At 45.0% G+C, this 18,190-nt stretch carries 16 protein-coding genes; 11 read left to right on the top strand and 5 right to left on the bottom strand.

Annotated features, from left to right (window positions below):
* Positions 1-37: 37 nt before the first annotated feature.
* Positions 38-805 (bottom strand): RsfA family transcriptional regulator, encoded by a 768-nt coding sequence (locus B4U37_RS20680; protein ID WP_088019801.1) that lies wholly within the window; start codon positions 803-805, stop codon positions 38-40.
* A 233-nt stretch (positions 806-1,038) separates the two neighbouring features.
* Between B4U37_RS20680 and B4U37_RS20675 the strand changes: the two genes are divergently transcribed.
* From B4U37_RS20675 to B4U37_RS20660, 4 genes are all read left to right on the top strand, one after another.
* Entirely contained in the window at positions 1,039-1,263 is a 225-nt protein-coding gene (locus B4U37_RS20675) for a YuzB family protein (protein WP_088019798.1), read from the top strand.
* A 188-nt stretch (positions 1,264-1,451) separates the two neighbouring features.
* On the top strand, positions 1,452-2,750 hold the full coding sequence (locus B4U37_RS20670) for an HD domain-containing protein (protein ID WP_010197510.1): 1,299 nt from the start codon (positions 1,452-1,454) through the stop codon (positions 2,748-2,750).
* 30 nt (positions 2,751-2,780) lie between these two features.
* A complete protein-coding gene (locus B4U37_RS20665; RefSeq protein ID WP_010197508.1) occupies positions 2,781-3,287 on the top strand; it encodes a YwgA family protein in 507 nt (168 codons plus the stop codon).
* A gap of 258 nt (positions 3,288-3,545) precedes the next feature.
* Positions 3,546-4,826 carry a DUF2254 domain-containing protein gene (locus tag B4U37_RS20660; RefSeq protein ID WP_157663866.1) on the top strand — a complete coding sequence of 427 codons (1,281 nt, stop codon included), beginning with the start codon at positions 3,546-3,548 and terminating at the stop codon, positions 4,824-4,826.
* A gap of 43 nt (positions 4,827-4,869) precedes the next feature.
* Here B4U37_RS20660 and B4U37_RS20655 read toward each other — a convergent pair whose 3' ends face one another.
* Complete coding sequence (locus B4U37_RS20655) at positions 4,870-5,055, bottom strand: 2-hydroxymuconate tautomerase (RefSeq protein WP_010197504.1); 186 nt, start codon at positions 5,053-5,055, stop codon at positions 4,870-4,872.
* A gap of 124 nt (positions 5,056-5,179) precedes the next feature.
* Here B4U37_RS20655 and B4U37_RS20650 point away from each other — a divergent pair, with 124 nt between their 5' ends.
* Positions 5,180-5,695 (top strand): YwhD family protein, encoded by a 516-nt coding sequence (locus B4U37_RS20650; RefSeq protein WP_088019794.1) that lies wholly within the window; start codon positions 5,180-5,182, stop codon positions 5,693-5,695.
* A 341-nt stretch (positions 5,696-6,036) separates the two neighbouring features.
* On the opposite strand, the gene B4U37_RS20645 is transcribed toward B4U37_RS20650, so the two are convergent.
* On the bottom strand, positions 6,037-8,106 hold the full coding sequence (locus B4U37_RS20645) for a transglycosylase domain-containing protein (protein WP_088019792.1): 2,070 nt from the start codon (positions 8,104-8,106) through the stop codon (positions 6,037-6,039).
* 504 nt (positions 8,107-8,610) lie between these two features.
* Here B4U37_RS20645 and speE point away from each other — a divergent pair.
* From speE to B4U37_RS20620, 5 genes are all read left to right on the top strand, one after another.
* Positions 8,611-9,438 carry a spermidine synthase gene (gene speE / locus B4U37_RS20640; RefSeq protein WP_010197498.1) on the top strand — a complete coding sequence of 276 codons (828 nt, stop codon included), beginning with the start codon at positions 8,611-8,613 and terminating at the stop codon, positions 9,436-9,438.
* A gap of 86 nt (positions 9,439-9,524) precedes the next feature.
* Positions 9,525-10,397, top strand: coding sequence for an agmatinase (gene speB / locus B4U37_RS20635; protein ID WP_088019790.1), 873 nt, complete (start codon positions 9,525-9,527; stop codon positions 10,395-10,397).
* Positions 10,398-10,895: 498 nt separating this feature from the next.
* Positions 10,896-11,351, top strand: a complete 456-nt coding sequence (locus B4U37_RS20630; protein ID WP_157663865.1) for a YwiB family protein — start codon at positions 10,896-10,898, stop codon at positions 11,349-11,351.
* On the top strand, positions 11,348-13,018 hold the full coding sequence (gene argS, locus B4U37_RS20625) for an arginine--tRNA ligase (RefSeq protein ID WP_088019786.1): 1,671 nt from the start codon (positions 11,348-11,350) through the stop codon (positions 13,016-13,018). Before B4U37_RS20630 ends, argS begins: the two co-directional genes overlap by 4 nt.
* A gap of 93 nt (positions 13,019-13,111) precedes the next feature.
* Positions 13,112-13,288, top strand: coding sequence for a XapX domain-containing protein (locus B4U37_RS20620; protein WP_010197488.1), 177 nt, complete (start codon positions 13,112-13,114; stop codon positions 13,286-13,288).
* 70 nt (positions 13,289-13,358) lie between these two features.
* On the opposite strand, the gene uvsE is transcribed toward B4U37_RS20620, so the two are convergent.
* The gene (uvsE, locus tag B4U37_RS20615) at positions 13,359-14,312 is read right to left on the bottom strand and encodes a UV DNA damage repair endonuclease UvsE (RefSeq protein ID WP_088019785.1); all 954 of its coding nucleotides are present in this window, start codon (positions 14,310-14,312) and stop codon (positions 13,359-13,361) included.
* A gap of 37 nt (positions 14,313-14,349) precedes the next feature.
* On the bottom strand, positions 14,350-15,555 hold the full coding sequence (cls, locus tag B4U37_RS20610) for a cardiolipin synthase (protein WP_088019783.1): 1,206 nt from the start codon (positions 15,553-15,555) through the stop codon (positions 14,350-14,352).
* 265 nt (positions 15,556-15,820) lie between these two features.
* Between cls and B4U37_RS20605 the strand changes: the two genes are divergently transcribed.
* Positions 15,821-17,938 (top strand): (Fe-S)-binding protein, encoded by a 2,118-nt coding sequence (locus B4U37_RS20605; RefSeq protein WP_088020386.1) that lies wholly within the window; start codon positions 15,821-15,823, stop codon positions 17,936-17,938.
* Positions 17,939-18,190: the final 252 nt, after the last annotated feature.

Genomic DNA, 18,190 nt, shown 5'->3' with positions numbered 1-18,190 from the left:
AAGCGATTGGGGTCAGACCCCTTTTTTCTTTTTATCTCTATTCCGCCAGTTTCTCCAGGTTGCCGTTGCGGTCCATCATGAATTTGGATGGGACGTGTTCTTCTTCGTCGAAGAGGACTAGTTTGCGGGCACGGTTCATGATTTTCATGAGTGTTTCGTAGTCTTCTTGGACGGTGACTTGCTCGTCTTGTAGTTTTTGGACGCGTTTTTCCAGTTCGCTGTTGGCACGCGCAAGTTCTGCATTTTCTTTTACTAATCTCTCATTTTCTTGTTGTAGAGCGCTAGTATGGACGTTTGAGTGTTTCATGGTTTGTAAGAAACTTATCACTTGCTCCATGGATAAAGAGGAACCCGTTCCCAATCCCATTTTGCCACTGCCGTAGCCTGCAAAAGAAGGTTGTGCTTTCAGCTCTGCAGCTCGTCGCTCCACTCTTGTCTGAGGAGCGGCAAAAGACTGCTGTGTATCTGCTGCATCAAGCGGTCTTTCCTCCATCTGCTCCAACACAAACGGCAACTCCTCATTCACCACCGTCTCAGGCGGCGTGTACAATAGTTTTTTCGTAGGCTGCCCGAGCGCACGCTGCCGTTGCTTTCTCTGCTTTTTCGCAAGCTGCAGCGCCTTTTCATAGTCATGTCGGACTACCGCGTTCCAGCGGAATCCACATGCAGCGGACGTGCGGTTCAGCTTGTCGCCGACCTCTTCAAAAGCATTCAACTGTGTACTTCCTTCACGGACATGGCGCAGAACGGTTTCTGCTAGCAATAAATCATTCTCTTCGGACCAAGCATCTTGACGATCTTTCATATATAATCCAACTCCCTTATTTAATCATCGTTCTGTCTATATTTTTGACGGAGAAAAAAATATTTATACATATTCATAGAAAAAATTACTAGATTGTTATCTGTCAGTATTTCGCCTCAAATCTCCTAGAAACGAACTTGCATTGTCCATGAATTCCCTGTAAAATACCTTTTAGTTAACGAACGATAAAGTGACTCCCATCACTTGTTAATAAGAAAGGGCTGTGTAGAACCATGGCAAATGAGTTTCGCATTTGTGATGACTGCGACGCAACCAACGTGAAAACCCTGATTCCGAAGCTGAAAAAAGTGGACGAGGGTGCACGTGTGGAAGTGGGCTGTCAATCCTATTGCGGGCCGGGAAGGAAGAAGTCGTTTGCATTCGTAAACAACCGTCCTGTCTCCGCACCAACAGAAGATGAACTAATCGAAAAAATAGAGAAAAAGTTAAAGAAATAAAAATCGCCTCTGTATCCTGCATAGGTGATTTTTTATTCGCCTTTTCTAGAAAAAACAAGACTAAGAGGTAAAAAGGTAGGGTAAACCTAAAAAGGGAGTTACCCCAACAATCCATCCTTTTCTTGTAAAATATTTACGATATAATAGAGATAGATAAATATTATGCCGAAAATAAAGAGGGTAACGAAATGAGTTATGCAACCGAAAAACTGAGTGAAGAAAAGGTATTTAAGGATCCTGTGCACCGTTACGTCCATGTGCGCGACAGGGTTGTTTGGGATTTAATCGGGACTAGGGAATTTCAGCGTTTGCGCCGGATCCGCCAGCTTGGCACCACCTATTTGACGTTCCACGGTGCAGAGCATAGCAGACTTAACCATTCATTGGGAGTATACGAGATTGTCCGCCGCATCATTGATGATGGGTTCGAGGGAAGACAGGACTGGAATCCGGATGACCGCCTGTTATGTCTGTGTGCTGCCTTGCTGCATGACCTGGGACACGGACCTTTTTCTCATTCCTTTGAAAAGGTGTTCCACTTAGATCACGAAGATTTTACCCAGGCCATCATTCTCGGGGATACGGAAGTAAACGTCGTCCTTAAAAAAGTCCATAAGGATTTTCCAAAAGATGTGGCCGAGGTCATCGCGAAAACGTATAAAAATAAATTAGTGGTTAGCATGATTTCTAGTCAGATAGATGCTGACCGAATGGACTACCTGCAGCGTGACGCATATTTTACCGGAGTTAGTTACGGGCATTTCGATATGGAGCGGATTCTTCGCGTCATGCGCCCGAGAGAAGATCAGGTGGTCATTAAATCGAGCGGGATGCATGCGGTGGAAGATTATATCATGAGCCGCTACCAGATGTACTGGCAGGTTTATTTTCACCCTGTAACGCGAAGTGCAGAAGTAATTTTGACAAAAATTTTGCACCGCGCCAAACAATTACACCAAGAATATTACACATTTAAATATCATCCTGTTCATTTTTACTCCCTTTTTGAGGAAGAAATTTCAGTAGAGGATTACATAAAGCTTGATGAAGCAGTGGTTATGTATTATTTCCAATCCTGGCAGGAAGAAGAAGATTCGATATTAAGTGACTTATGTCGACGATTTATGAACAGGAATTTGTTTAAATACGTCGAATTTAATCCTAATAAGCAAATGATGGACTTGATGGAACTGACAAGTCTCTTTAAGAAAGCGGGCATCGACCCTGCATACTATCTAGTGGTGGACTCCTCGTCCGACCTGCCGTACGACTTTTACCGTCCGGGAGAAGAAGAGGAGCGCCTTCCGATTCACCTGCTTATGCCAAACGGGGATGTGCGTGAGCTTTCAAGGGAATCTGAAATCGTGGATGCCATTTCCGGCAAAAGAAGAACCGACCACAAGCTTTATTTTCCACAGGACTTGCTAGAAGATCTATCGACGAAAAAAACGGCAAAGAAAAAAATCAGAGAGATACTAGGAATATAGGCAACGGCTAAGGTTAGGAGATGAAAGGGTTTGTTGACAGATCACGCAAAATTAATGAAGGTGTTTGCATCTGCAGGTGAAGTCATCGGGAGAAAGAAGCTGCAGAAAATGGTGTATATAGCCAAAAAGCTAAACTACCCATTTTACGAAAAGTACAATTTCCATTTTTACGGACCATATTCTGAAGAGGTGACATTAAGAGTAGAAGAGCTCTGCAATCTCGGCTTTTTGAGCGAGCTAAAAGAGAACAAGGGTGGCTACTCGCAATATCGCTATGCGCTGACGGAAAACGGAGAGGAATTCTTGACGCACTACGACCTGGAAATGCCTCACCTGAATGAGTGCATGACCAAGATGAACGAACAGAGCTCCCGCTTTTTAGAGCTTGTTTCCACCGTGCTTTTCTTCGAGAACCTGCCGAAAGAAGAGGTCCAGGAAAAAGTCTTTACGCTGAAAAGCAAGCAGCGATACACAGAGGAAGAAGTAAACGAGGCTTACGACTATATCGAAAGCCTTCGCGAATGCATCAAACAATAGATTTTGAAGAGCCCAAGAGGATGGTTGGATCCTGTTGGGTTTTTTCTATACGGAAAAATGGAAAAAGTTACAATAACTTCTGAAAAAGTTACAATCATCATCTTAAAAGTCACAATCCCCCTCAAGAAAGTTACAATAACAGCTCAAAAAGTCACAATAACCTGAATGGTACACTTCGTGACAGGAAAATAGGCTTACCCTCCCCCAAAAAAGGGAATGCTACCTATAAAAAGCCGACAAAAAGAGGAGCAATATACAATGGAAAAGTGGACGCTACGAGCAAGAAAGGAAATATGGTTTGTGCCGAGCCTATACGCGTTGGCAAGCATCATTCTTACAGCAATTGTTATATCAATAGATACCGTTTTTGCCGATTCTGTTCAGAATTACCTTCCAAAGATGTTTTTTACGAATGTAGATTTGAGCACCACCATTTTGAGCTCGATTGCCACCGCCATTCTCACGATGACCACCATTTCTTTTTCCACGATCATGGTCGTCTTGACCACTTATTCTAGTCAGTTTTCTCCTCGGACGCTTCAGGATTTCATGACGGAAAAGACCACCTTGCGTGTACTTGGTGTGTTTGTCGGTTCCTTTATTTATACGGTGTTGTCCTTGCTGTTCATGAAAGATTGGCTAGATGAGCAGCGGGTGTTGGCGTCAGGTGTCGGTGTCATTCTCGCGGTCATTTGTGTGGGTTACTTTGTCTTTTTCATTCACCATGTCGCACGCTCAATCCAGGTCAGCAAGCTTATAGAGAGGCTCATGAAGGAAGGGCTTGCTACGGTGAAAAAGAAAAAATTACTCTATAAAGCCGAAAAAATCATTTTTGAAAAAATGGATATTCAAGCGTCCACTCAGGAAAAAGTGGAGCTCACTCCCAAGGCGACAGGCTATGTCCAAGTAATCGATACGGAAGGGTTGGCTGCCAAGGCGAAAGAGCACGGTTTTCATATAGTTTTCAATAAACGAATCGGTGACTTTGTGACAGAACGCAGCGTGATCGCCTTCGTCTATTTTACAAAAGAAAAACCGGAAGACATGGATCTGACCGCATTTATCGAGGTGGGGGAGGAGCGGACGCCGCTTCAGGATGGCGAATTTGCCTTGCAGAAAATGTCTGAAGTGGCCCTGCGTGCAATATCTCCTGGTATCAATGACCCCAATACGGCCAACAACTGCATTCGGTACATGAGCAGGTTGTTGATGGAGTTTGGAGAGGTCGATGCAGACGCCATCACCTACCTTGATGAAGATAAGGAAAAAAGAGTGACGATTCCACAACGTAATTTTGAAGAAATATTATATACGGGTTTTTATCAGATTCGAATATACGGAGAACGGGATATCTCGGTCGTCCTCACGACGTTGGAGTGCCTGATTCTTATCGCTGAGGGAAGCAATCAGGAGATTAAGGAGAAGGTGAAGAATATGTGGGGCTTTTTGGTGGAGAGCATCAAAGAGGATTACTTCGAGCCGCTTGATATAAAAATGGTGGAAGAGAAAAAGAAGAAGTTAAGCGAATTATTGAACTGAAAAAGGGATTCGAAAGCCTGTCCGAATCCCGATGACCTTGCAATTATTGGTCGCTTAATCGCTTACCGCCAACAGCATAATGTCCCTTTGTCATCTCTTCAATAAAGACGACGATTTTCTCTTCCGGGGCACCGGTTGTTTCGCTGACAGCAGCTGTCACTTTTTCCACCAATGCTTTTTTCTGTTCTTCATTTCGGCCTTCCAGCATCTTCACGGTTACATATGGCATTTTCTATTCGCTCCTTTGAATGTTTTTAACTCTCCCGTAAATTATTGTATAATGAAAAGAAAAGCGCAAGCGGCAGGATCGGATTTGCCGCCGCAGCTATCCAATTAAGCAAGGGGGCTAGAAAATGGATCAGGAAAAAAAGAAGAAACCAATTGGCTTTAATATTATAAAAAATGACCCGACAGACGGGCACGGCGGGTTCGGAATCGGGGCGCTCAGCCTTGATAATGTGTCACCTGTATTTGTAGATGTAGAGGGCGGGGAAGCCTTTGTTGACATCGGCGCGATGCATGCCCGCAGTACAGTAGAGCGTGGGATCAAGTTTCTTCCCAACAAAGAGGACGTACCGAACGGAAAACCTTACTGGCTTGTTTGGGTAACCATCGACCGCAAACAAGAGGGGCCATACTATGCCGGAGTGACAGCATGTGAAATGACGGTGGACCGTGAAATCCGCCGAGGCTACAAGTCCCTGCCGGAGCATGTGAATAAAATGGATAAATCCATGAAACGCCACATCATGGTGGAGCACATGGATGACCGTTCTAAAGCTATTTTGCAAAACTATCTGGAGTCTCATGACAGTGGAATGTGGGAGAGAGCTTCCGATGATCTTAAGAAGCAGTTGGTTGTAAACTAGTTTGTCAAGAGGTTATCGAAAATAAAGATGTGACATTTTTTTGAATGTTCCACTCTACCTACTTGAGTTATTACGACAAAAAAAGTAAAATTAACTCACATGTGTAGAACACATGGAAAGCTAGGACACCTAAAACCCCCGGGAGACATCCCGGGGGTTTTAACTTTATTAGGATACTATTTGTTAGTAGAAGCCCATAGCAGTTGATTGGAGCAAAAGGCGCAGACTCCTGCGGGGGGGAAGCGACATTGTTGAGACCCCGCAACGAAGTGAGGAGGCTCAAGGTCGCCCCGCGGAAAGCGAAGCCGTTTGCGGAAATCAACAGCGGTGTATCTTAGACACTACATCCATGGAACAAATCGTTTCCACCATTTTTTATCTTCTTTTTTGGGCTGCTCATCAGGAATAGCTTCTTCCTCTTTTACATCCTCTAGATGCGCCATGCAGTATTCGGTTGGTTCGGTTCCTTTTATATAATAGCTTAGCCTGGAAACCGGGCAGTCGCTTGTGGCTAGAAGGCCGCTTTGCGGGTTGACCTGTACCCCTACCACTCCTTCTGTTGGGGCAAAAGTCACAACCGATTTATTGTCGAGCGCGCGCTCCATGAATCCTGCCCATAAATTTTTCGCATAGTGCTTTTCCGCCCAAAGCGTAATCGATTGATCCCTGTCATAGCCTGTCCAGACAGCACTGACAAGCTGCGGGGTGTATCCAATCATCCAGCTGTCCGTTTCGGTGGACCCTGACTTTCCGGCATACGGTCTTGTCAGCTTGTCGAGAATCGCATTCCCGGTTACGGCCATATAGCCGTTTAAAGCCGGATCAAACATTCCCGTCATCAAATGATTCAGTACAAATGTTACATCAGGATCCAACAATTGCTTCGTTTCTTTTTCTCGCTCAAAAAGAACTTCTCCACGGTAGTTCACTACCTTTTCAATAAAAACAGGCTTCACTTCTTTCCCACCGTTTGCAAAAACACTGTAGGCATTGGCCATATCGATTACTCGTACAGGAGATGTACCAAGTGCAAGAGAAGGGACATCCTTAATTTGCGAATGAATGCCAAGTTTTTTTGCCTGTTTGGTCAATTCTTCTTCACCAAGCAGCAGATGTGTTTTTACCGCAAAGACGTTATCGGATAATGGCAAGGCCTGCATCATCGTCAAAACATCATTGGCATAGTAGTTGTTGAAGTTGTGCGGCGTGTATGTCGAACGTCCGTTATCCACTTGGAAAGTGGTCACTTCACTCCGGAAACCAGTGGATGGCGTGAACCCCTGCTCAAGCGCCCGGTAATACAACAATGGCTTGAAAGTCGACCCTGGTTGCCTTTCTGCCTGTGTAACCCGGTTGTACGAGCTTTCTTCATAATCTCTTCCACCGACTAGCGCAAGCACTCTTCCTGTTTTCGGATCCATTGAAACGAAGCCGACTTGCATGTCAGACGCTGGATCGAACGTTTTCTCCACTTCTTCTTCCGCAATAGCCTGGAGAGTAGGATCCAAGGTGGTGTAAATGTGAAGCCCGCCCATTTCTAACTCTTTTTGCAGGCCCAAAACATTTCTAATCTCCGCCCGAACTGCATCTTGGAAATATGGAGCCATAAACTCTTTCGGCAGATGCTCACGGTTTCCGTATGTCAGTGGTTGTGCGAGCGCTTCTTCCGCTTCTTTTTTAGTAAGAGAGCCGTTTTCCACCATAGATTGGAGAACAATCTCTTGCCTTTGGCGTGCCCGGTCGCTATCTGCATAAGGCGAGAAAACGCTCGGACCTTTCGGTATGCCTGCAAGCATGCTGGCTTCCGCTAATGTCAGTTCCTTGGCTGGCTTGTTAAAATAGTAATAGGACGCCGATTCAATTCCATAAGCGCCATGACCATAATAGATTGTATTCAAATAGCCTTCGAGAATCTCTTCCTTGGAGTAATTTGCCTCGATCCTGATGGTGTAAAGGGCTTCCTCCCACTTTCGCTTCCACGTTTTATCATGGACAAGGAAAAGATTTCGAGCATATTGCTGCGAAATGGTACTCGCTCCTTGAACCTTAGCGCGAGCCTTAATGTCGGCAAGAATGGCCCCGCCAATCCGTTTTGGGTCAAACCCGTGATGGGTAAAAAAACGCCTGTCCTCTACCGCCACCGTCGCATCCACTAAATAAGGGGATATGTCCTCAAGTCCAACCCAGTAACGTTTCTCGCCACTATGAGCCTCTCCGATGATCGCTCCGTCCTTGCTGTAAAAAATCGATGACTGCGTAACGGAAAGGGGAGGGGCACCCTTGGATTTTGCATATATCCAAACTCCGCCAACTAAAAGAAAGAAAGAGATTGATAGGATGATTCCGATAAAAAACATGGCACGAATATATTTGATGACCTGCTGAAACCGGTCGTTTGTGATTAATTCCATTTTCTCAAACCCCCTTTATCTATGATCTCTATCTAATGAATTTTTCATAGTGAAATACCTAAGTTGATTGCAGTGGAAGGCGCGTAGACTTCCGCGGGAGGAAGGGACAGGGGAGACCCCGCAGGCTTGCCGAGGAGGCTCCCGGACCACCCGCAGAAAAGCGAAGCGCCTGGAACGGAAATCAACCGTTTAAACGAACATATATCTTCATTAATAAAAAATGATTTTATTTCCTAGTATGAAATTCTTTGAACCTTTTTAAACATTTGCAGAAAAATAAATTTTTTACTTGAATTTTTGCTAGATTCATCTATACTTTTTTCTTGGTGATTAGAAAAGTGGAAGTGGTTGTTCGTTGGCCGCAGAAGCAAGAAATCCCGAGAAATCAATGTTTCATTTTTCATCGATAGGGAACGATAAAAACGTGCATTTAACGATAGAAACTTACGCTTATGGCCGCAAGATAGATAGAACAATTTACTTTGGAAGGGAATGTTGTACAAAATGGAATTATGGTACACAGAATATCAAACAAAAAACTTCGGAATCACAGCGAAAATCAAACGCACTTTACATACAGAGCAGACGGAATTCCAAAAGCTTGATATGGTAGAAACAGAAGAGTTCGGCAACATGCTTATTTTGGACGGAATGGTGATGACCACACAAAAGGACGAGTTCGTTTATCACGAAATGGTGGCACACGTACCATTGTTCACACACCCGAACCCTGAAAATGTGTTGGTAGTAGGTGGAGGAGACGGCGGCGTTATCCGCGAAGTCCTGAAACACCCAAGTGTGAAAAAAGCGACACTTGTTGAAATCGACGGAAAAGTAATCGAGTACTCTAAAAAGTACCTTCCTGAAATTGCAGGAGAACTTGAAAACGAGCGCGTAGAAGTAAAAGTCGGAGACGGCTTCATGCACATTGCAGAAAGCGAAAACGTTTATGACGTCATCATGGTAGACTCCACGGAGCCTGTTGGACCAGCTGTAAACTTGTTCACAAAAGGTTTCTACGCGGGAATCTCTAAAGCATTAAAAGAAGACGGTGTATTCGTAGCGCAAACGGACAACCCATGGTTCACACCTGAGTTGATCACAAATGTACAACGCGACGTACGTGAAATCTTCCCGATTACACGTCTATACATCGCAAACATCCCAACATACCCAAGCGGCATGTGGACATTCACCATCGGATCCAAAAAACACGACCCACTGGAAGTAAGCGAAGACCGTTTCCACGAAATCGACACAAAATACTACACAAAAGACCTGCACAAAGCAGCATTCGCCCTACCAAAATTCGTCGCTGATTTAGTGAAGTAATAAGATAGAGTGATAAAGAGGGGTCTGACCCTCAGCGCGTTAAAGCGCTAAGGGTCAGACCCCTTCATTCAAGGAGGAAACCACTCATGCGTTTTGATGAAGCATATTCTGGCAACGTGTTTATTAAAAGCCACCCGAGCTTTGAAGATAGTCAAGCAGTGATCTACGGCATGCCGATGGACTGGACAGTAAGCTACCGTCCAGGATCTCGCTTCGGCCCGTCCCGTATCCGCGAAGTATCCATCGGACTGGAAGAGTACAGCCCGTATCTTGACCGCGAATTAGAAGAAGTAAAATACTTTGATGCAGGCGACATCCCATTGCCATTCGGTAACCCGCAAAAAAGCATCGAAATAATCGAAGAATACATCGACAGTCTTTTAGAAAAAGACAAGTTCCCACTTGGAATGGGCGGAGAGCATCTTGTATCTTGGCCTGTCATCAAAGCAATGTACAAAAAATACCCTGACCTTGCCATCATCCACATGGACGCACATACAGACCTTCGTGACGACTATGAAGGCGAGCCGCTTTCCCACTCTACACCGATCAAGAAAGCAGCAAACCTGATTGGACCTAAGAATGTGTACTCATTTGGAATTCGTTCAGGTATGAAGGAAGAGTTCCAATGGGCGAAGGAAGTCGGCATGCACATCTCCAAATTCGAAGTGCTTGAGCCGTTAAAAGAGATCCTTCCGACACTTGCTGGCCGTCCGGTATATGTAACAATCGACATTGACGTGCTTGACCCTGCACACGCACCTGGTACAGGTACAGTGGATTGCGGCGGCATTACATCCCGTGAATTGCTTGCATCCATCCATGCCATCGCAGGTTCCGATGTGAACGTAGTTGGAGCGGATTTGGTAGAGGTTGCACCAATCTATGACACTTCTGAGCAGACTGCCAACACAGCGAGCAAGCTGATCCGTGAAATGATTTTAGGTTGGGTAAAATAAAATTTTGAAAATAGGCTCTGTTTTCTAAGTGATTGCTGCTAAGCGGCTGCTTAGGGAACGGGGCTTTTTTGTGTATAAAAGGGTTCTATACTCCTGAAGGCTCAAGAAATCCTGGTGAAAAGTCTAATAGAACGGTTCTATACGCCCGAAGGCCGAGGAAAATCACGAGAAAGGTCAAATAGAACGGTTCTAAACGCCCGAAGCCCGAGGGAAATCACGAGAAAGGTCAAATAGAACGGTTCTAAACGTCCGAAGCGCAAAGAAACTCGCCTGAAAAGTCAGATAGATTGGCTCTATACCCCCGAAGCCCGAGGAGACTCAAACTAACTGTCAAATAGAACTCCTCTCTACTCCCAAACCACCCCAAAAACCACCGATTTCCCCAAATCTTCCGACATCCTCTATTGAACTCCACACCCTACTTGTTTTATACTATGAAGGTTATAGAAAAATCGACGCGAACCAATAAGCGTTAAAGATAAAAGGATGTGGGGCCAGATGGCAGACAATCAAAATCACTTAAAGATGCCGATAAAGGTGACGTTCCAGTCGGAAATAATTAATGCGGATAATGACAGAGAGTTTGTTGTGTTTGGAGCAGATGGTCAATACTACATAAAAGGTGAATCAGAGTACATCGTCTTCTCAGAGGAATTGGAAGGCAAGGAGAAGGTCGATTGTTTTTATAAAATTACGGACAAAGAAGTGCGTCTGAAGCGTTCAGGTGACATCAATATGCTGCAATCCTTCCGTGCCGGTGAAACGACAGACGGCAGCTACCAGGGCGGTGGAGCAAGGTTTCAGTTTGAAACGGAAACCGAAAAAGTGGTCATGATGAAGGATCGGGAAAAGAAACGAGGCTGTTTGCAGCTTGACTATAAATTGAAGGTTCAAGATCAAATAACCGGTCAATACTTGATAACAATCAACTACGAGGAGGAACAGGCAAGATGAATATAGTAGAACAAGTACAAGAACGCCTGAAAGAAGAGATTAAGGCTTCCGTTCTGAAAGCAGGCTTGGCAACAGAGGAGCAAATTCCAGCTATTGTTTTAGAAACACCAAAGGATAAAGCGAACGGGGACTATTCCACAAACATGGCGATGCAGCTTGCGCGCGTAGCGAAAAAAGCACCTCGTATGATTGCAGAAGAAATTGTGAAAAATTTTGATCAATCCAAAGCATCCATCGAAAAGATCGATATCGCTGGTCCTGGATTCATCAACTTTTACATGGACAATGCCTACTTGACAGACCTAATTCCGACGATCCTAAAAGCAGGCGCCGATTACGGACGTTCCAACATCGGTAAGGGTGAAAAAATCAATGTCGAGTTTGTTTCGGCAAATCCTACAGGCGACCTTCACCTAGGACATGCCCGTGGTGCTGCAGTGGGGGATTCCCTTTGTAATGTACTGGATAAGGCAGGCTATGAGGTAACACGCGAATATTACATCAACGACGCAGGTAACCAAATCAATAACCTGGCACTTTCCGTTGAGGCACGTTACTTCCAAGCGCTTGGTCAAGACAAAGAAATGCCAGAAGACGGCTATCATGGCAAAGACATCATCGGAATCGGACAGGCAATTGCAGATGAGTTCGGCGACCGTTTCGTCAACGAATCAGAAGAAGACCGCCGCAGCTTTTTCCGTGAATACGGCTTAAAATACGAAATGAAAAAATTGCAACAGGATTTAGAAGAGTTCCGTGTCCGCTTTGACGTTTGGTACTCTGAGACTTCCTTGTACAACAATGGAAAAATCGACGAGGCTCTAACGACCCTTCGCGAACAGGGCCACATCTATGAAGAAGAGGGAGCAACATGGTTCCGCTCCACAGAATTTGGCGATGACAAAAACCGTGTACTCATTAAAAATGACGGTTCTTACACATATCTGACGCCGGACATCGCGTACCACCAAGATAAACTAAAACGAGGCCATGACAAGCTGATCAACATCTGGGGAGCAGACCACCACGGTTATATCCCTCGTATGAAAGCTGCCATTGAAGCGCTTGGTTACGGAAAAGCCGCATTGGAAGTAGAAATTATCCAGCTTGTTCACCTTTTCCAAAACGGCGAAAAGATGAAAATGAGCAAACGTACCGGTAAAGCGGTAACGATGCGTGATTTGATGGAAGAAGTGGGCTTGGATGCCGTACGTTACTTCTTCGCCATGCGTTCAGGGGATACACATCTAGATTTCGATATGGACTTGGCAGTATCCCAGTCCAACGAAAACCCGGTTTTCTATGCACAATACGCACATGCTCGTATTTGCAGCATGCTTCGCCAAGGGGAAGAGCAAGGCTTGAGCCTAGAAGGAAACTTCGCGCTTGAACACATCTCCTCTGAAAAAGAGATCGATCTTTTGAAAAAGCTTGGGGAATACCCACTTGCGGTAGCGGAAGCGGCAGAAAAGCGCATCCCGCACCGTATCACGAACTACACATTTGAACTCGCATCCGCACTGCACAGTTTCTACAATGCGGAGAAAGTATTAGACCCTGACAATCAAGAAAAATCCAGAGCACGCCTCGGTTTGATGAAAGCTGTTCAAATTACACTGCAAGATGCACTTAAGTTGATCGGAGTTTCTGCACCAGAGAAAATGTAATGCCAAAAAGCTCTCTACTAGAAATTAGAGTAGAGAGCTTTCTTTTGGCCAAAATAAACAACATAAGATAAAACAACAAGGGAGTTTTCCACTATGAAAGAAAGCTTATTAGCACTAGCAACAGGTATGGTCGTAGGATTCCTTTTCGCCCTGTTCCGCCTGCCAATCCCAGCACCACCCGTATTCTCCGGCATCGTAGGAATCGTCGGCATCTACCTCGGCTACCGCCTATTCACCTGGGTCGCACCGATCTTCCAATCAAGCAACTAAGAGAGAGGGGTCTGATCCTTCACCGCATTAGAGCGGTGAGGGTCAGACCCCTCTTTACTTCTTTATCACTTTACCATTCCACCGCACCGCCGGTAATTCGTTTGACACCTCTGATTTTGGCGATGTCTTCGCATAGTTGCAGTGCGGCTTCGTCTTTCCGTTTTGCTTCCACCATAAAGTCAACATCCTGTCCAAGTCCGACAACCACTTTTAAAAACTCCATCAGAAATTGCAAATCCACAAAGTCCGCATGGTGGCGCAATTTTTTTTCTGAAATAGGGGAGGAGATATGGATCTTTGGAATGATGCCAATATCCTTCCACGTCGCATACACACGTGGAAGAAGCTCTTCCCATGACATAGAACTCGGATTGGCGTACTCGTGATGGTAATCAAACGCAAGGGGGATTCCAAGCTCCTCGCACAACACCAATGTTTCCTCTGTTGTGTAGGTCTTATCATCGTTTTCCAATGTCATCCGTGCCCGGACCTCATCCGGTAACTGCTTCAAATTCTCCCGAAACCGTTCCACCGCAAGCTCCTTGTTCCCGTAAGCCCCACCGACATGGATATTGATCGTCCCCTGATCCTCTAGCCCCATGGCCTTCAGCATGTCATAGTGGTACACCATATCAATGACCGCATTCTCCGTTATATGCGGCTTATCACTCGTAAACAAGGTAAATTGATTGGGATGAAAGCTCGAACGCATGCCATAGCGCTTTACCAAATCGCCAATCTCCTTGAATTCATCGCCAAACTCCTTAACAAAGTCCCACTTTACATCCGGATGTGTTGCAAGCGGAACAATGGAAGAGGAGAAGCGGAACACTTTAATTTCGTGCGCGATGCAAAAGTAAATCGTCCGCAGCGTGTTCATTAAATTCTCACGCGTCACAGAGAGTAACTTTTCCCGCCCCTCCTCGGCAGACATCTGTTTATAACGAGTATAGGTGAGTGCTCTGGCAGGGGAGGCTTCCCAGAGCGTCCATGATTGTGATACAAATCCAAAGCGAATCCTCATGCAACCGGCTCCTTTTTAAATGAAAATCTAAAACTCGCTACATCAGCGGAGCGAGAATCTTAGAAAGTTGTTCTCGACCTTTTGCCATTAAAGAACGATTCTCGATAAACTCAAGCGTCAACTTTTCAGAATTATGAATGTCCTTATGGATTTCCTGAACCGTCTTGTGTACAAACTCCTTATCAAAAATCAAACAGTTAATTTCATTGTTTAAAAACAAGCTACGTTTATCAAAGTTAGCCGTTCCAATATCACAGGTGTGGTCATCAATCACCATAACCTTCGCATGGTAGAATCCTAAATAAAAGCGATATACCTCTGCACCGGCAGAAATAACCGTCTTAAAATAAGGAAATGCTGCATCCATCACCAAGGGGTGATCTGCTTTGGCGGGAACAAGAACAGTTACTTTCACTCCGCGTGCAAGAGCAGAGAGCAACTCCTCATGCAAAGGCTCACTTGGAATAAAATAAGGCGTGCAGATGATGATGGACTTCTCTGCTTTTTGAATCAGCTTTAAAAAGGTATCCGTCAAATGCCCGCCATTCGTCGGGACCAACTTGTGCGTGATGGGGCCTTTCACCAACTCCGGATAATACATTTCGCCCCACTCACCAGGTGGAAAATCACCGGCCTGCTCCCAGTTCTGGATAAACTGTGCCTGAAGGTCCTGCACACCTTCCCCCTCAAGCTTGAGATGGTAGTCGCGCCACACGCCAAACTCCGGATCCTGTCCAAGGTATTCCTTTCCGATATTGAATCCTCCAACATACCCGATTTTCCCATCAATCACCGTAATTTTCCGGTGATTTCGCTGGTTAATGCTGAAAAAAAAGAAAGGGAAGGCAGGCTTATGATAGACCTCCACTTCAATGCCATGCTGTTCGAGTTCTTTGATTGTCTCTTTTTTTACATCAAAGGATCCAAAATAATCAAGAAGGAGCCGAACCTCTAACCCCTGATCTGCCTTATCTTTTAAAATCGACAGAAATTCCTTGCTTGCGTGATCGTCACGTACCATGTAAAAGAGGGAGTGAATGTGGCTGGTGGCGTGGCGCATGTCGTGATATAAATCCTTATACAGCAAGTTCCCGTCAGCGTAGAGGAAAATCTCACTCTGCCTTTTGGGAAACTTCAACCGTTTGCTTTCTTTTAAATGCTTCTTTCTTCCTAAATGTAAATCAAGTGCCAACCAAGCAAGAATAAGTCCAATTGCGCCAATAATGTATAATGCAATTTCCATCCTTTTCCCTCCCGAAAACGCGTCCATTTAGTTTTTACGTATCTGATCGTTCTTATCCTATAACTAATTACCCATACCCTAATTCACAGAAAAATAAAGCCAGTTTTATAACTAAATGTGTTGACTGAATGCTCATTCAGTTATAAGATATACTTAAATTACTAAAGTTCTGAAAATTATATTCTTTCCAAACATTGAGGCTCTTTCGTTACAAAAACACGCAAAAGGCCGACAGAAAAAAGGGGACACGAAAGGAGTGGGAGATGTGAGTAACGGTTTGTTAATCGCCAATTGGATTTTAACGATAATTGTAACCGCTTACGCATTATCGCTGTTTGTTTACTTGATCAGAACAAGAATTCAATTCATCAAACTTGGGAAAAAAGTAGAATTCGACAACAAAGTGAAAGAACGATTAGACAAAGTCTGGGTCAATGTTTTTGGCCAGAAAAAATTATTGAAGGATAAGAAAAGTGGAATCATCCACGTCATGTTCTTCTATGGATTTCTTATGGTTCAGCTTGGGGCGCTGGATCTCATTATCAAAGGGCTTGTTCCAAACGCGCATTTACCGCTTGGGCCATTATATCCGGCCTTTACATTTTTCCAAGAGCTAGTAACACTGATGATTCTCGTTGCGGTTGTTTGGGCTTTCTACCGCCGCTACGTAGAAAAGTTAGTTCGCTTAAAAAGAGGCTTCAAATCCGGTCTGGTATTACTATTTATCGGTGGATTAATGCTTTCCGTACTATTTTCAAACGGAATGGGACTTATCTGGCATGATCATGGCTTAACATGGAGCGAGCCGGTGGCATCACTATTCGCACTCATGTTCAGTTGGATCAATGAAACGGCAGCCATCGCATTATTCTATGTCGGCTGGTGGATTCACCTGTTATTCCTATTAACATTCCTGGTGTACGTACCGCAATCCAAGCACGCGCATTTAATTGCAGGACCTGCGAACGTATTTTTTCACCGTACAACGAACCCAGGAAAACTTGAAAAAATCGATTTTGAAGATGAAACACAAGAGACATTTGGCGTTGGAAAAGTTGAAGACTTCACCCAATACCAATTAATCGATATGTACGCCTGTGTGGAGTGTGGACGCTGTACCAACATGTGTCCGGCAACAGGAACAGGGAAAATGTTGTCACCAATGGATTTAATCATTAAAATCCGTGACCACTTGACAGACAAGGGAGCGGCCATCACGTCCAAATCCCCTTGGGTACCGACATATGCGTTCAATAACACGCATGGAAATCAACTTGCTATGATGTCGGCTGCCGGAAAAGGTGCACAAGAAAGCGCCGCAACGATTGAATACAGCCCGAGCCTGATCGGTGATGTCATCACTGAAGAAGAGATCTGGGCATGTACGACCTGTCGTAACTGTGAGGACCAATGTCCGGTAATGAACGAGCACGTGGATAAAATTATCGACCTTCGCCGTTACCTGGTTCTTACAGAAGGAAAAATGGATGCGGATGCGCAGCGTGCGATGACCAACATCGAGCGCCAAGGGAATCCTTGGGGGCTTAACCGTAAAGAACGCGAAAACTGGCGCGATGCAGCACCGGAAGTTAGCATTCCAACGGTAAAAGAAATGAAGAAAGCAGGCGAAGAGTTTGAGTACCTGTTCTGGGTAGGGTCCATGGGATCTTTCGATAACCGCTCCCAGAAAATCGCCATCTCTTTTGCAAAATTAATGAACGAAGCTGGCGTGAAGTTCGCGATTCTCGGCAACAAGGAGAAAAACTCCGGAGATACGCCGCGCCGTCTAGGAAATGAATTTCTATTCCAAGAGCTTGCAACAAGCAATATTGCGGAATTCGAGAAAAACGAAGTCAAGAAAATCGTCACAATCGACCCGCATGCTTATAACATTTTCAAAAACGAGTACCCTGATTTCGGCTTAGAAGCTGAAGTCTACCACCATACAGAAGTACTTGCAGAGCTTGTGAAAGAAGGCAAACTCACACCAGTACATGAGGTGAAAGAAACCATCACGTATCACGATTCCTGCTACCTCGGAAGATATAACGAAGTATACGAACCGCCTCGTGATATCCTGAAAGCCATCCCAGGCGTCAAAGTGGTCGAAATGAACCGCAGCCGCGAAACGGGAATGTGCTGTGGAGCCGGCGGAGGACTTATGTGGATGGAAGAGGATACAGGCACACGCGTCAACGTCGCCCGTACCGAACAAGCACTCGAAGTCGCACCAAGCGTCATCAGCTCTGGCTGTCCGTACTGCCTGACGATGCTTTCCGACGGAACGAAAGCGAAAGAAGTAGAAGAAAACGTCGGGACCTATGATGTAGCAGAACTACTTGAGCGCTCCGTCATCGGCGAAAAACAAGTATTAGTATCTTAATAGAATAATAGAACCGAGCATACAAGGTGTACGTAGTTTACTGCGTGCACCATATGCTTTTAAACCAAAACTGAGCGGTCGTTCAGTTTTTAAAACATAGCAATTGTAAGCGGTAACAACCGGTACTGAGTTAGTTTACCCAGTTGCTTGGAGTGCAAGGTGTGAGACTCCTGCGGGGGAGAAAAGGTTGATTGAGACCCCGCAGCGAAGCGAGGAGGCTCAAACACCTTCCCGCGGAAAGCGAACACCTGG

The sequence above is a fragment of the Sutcliffiella horikoshii genome, assembly GCF_002157855.1.
In the GTDB taxonomy this organism is placed as follows: Bacteria; Bacillota; Bacilli; order Bacillales; family Bacillaceae_I; genus Sutcliffiella_A; species Sutcliffiella_A horikoshii_C.
The sequence above is the reverse complement of the archived record's forward strand: the minus strand, read 5'-3'. Positions and strand labels throughout refer to the sequence as shown.

Bases quoted from the DNA above. Each gene is read 5' to 3' on its own strand.
- B4U37_RS20680 (WP_088019801.1), bottom strand. From the start codon at position 805: ATGAAAGATCGTCAAGATGCTTGGTCCGAAGAGAATGATTTATTGCTA.
- B4U37_RS20675 (WP_088019798.1), top strand. From the start codon at position 1,039: ATGGCAAATGAGTTTCGCATTTGTGATGACTGCGACGCAACCAACGTG.
- B4U37_RS20670 (WP_010197510.1), top strand. From the start codon at position 1,452: ATGAGTTATGCAACCGAAAAACTGAGTGAAGAAAAGGTATTTAAGGAT.
- B4U37_RS20660 (WP_157663866.1), top strand. From the start codon at position 3,546: ATGGAAAAGTGGACGCTACGAGCAAGAAAGGAAATATGGTTTGTGCCG.
- B4U37_RS20655 (WP_010197504.1), bottom strand. From the start codon at position 5,055: ATGCCATATGTAACCGTGAAGATGCTGGAAGGCCGAAATGAAGAACAG.
- B4U37_RS20650 (WP_088019794.1), top strand. From the start codon at position 5,180: ATGGATCAGGAAAAAAAGAAGAAACCAATTGGCTTTAATATTATAAAA.
- B4U37_RS20645 (WP_088019792.1), bottom strand. From the start codon at position 8,106: ATGGAATTAATCACAAACGACCGGTTTCAGCAGGTCATCAAATATATT.
- speE (WP_010197498.1), top strand. From the start codon at position 8,611: ATGGAATTATGGTACACAGAATATCAAACAAAAAACTTCGGAATCACA.
- speB (WP_088019790.1), top strand. From the start codon at position 9,525: ATGCGTTTTGATGAAGCATATTCTGGCAACGTGTTTATTAAAAGCCAC.
- B4U37_RS20630 (WP_157663865.1), top strand. From the start codon at position 10,896: ATGGCAGACAATCAAAATCACTTAAAGATGCCGATAAAGGTGACGTTC.
- argS (WP_088019786.1), top strand. From the start codon at position 11,348: ATGAATATAGTAGAACAAGTACAAGAACGCCTGAAAGAAGAGATTAAG.
- B4U37_RS20620 (WP_010197488.1), top strand. From the start codon at position 13,112: ATGAAAGAAAGCTTATTAGCACTAGCAACAGGTATGGTCGTAGGATTC.
- uvsE (WP_088019785.1), bottom strand. From the start codon at position 14,312: ATGAGGATTCGCTTTGGATTTGTATCACAATCATGGACGCTCTGGGAA.
- cls (WP_088019783.1), bottom strand. From the start codon at position 15,555: ATGGAAATTGCATTATACATTATTGGCGCAATTGGACTTATTCTTGCT.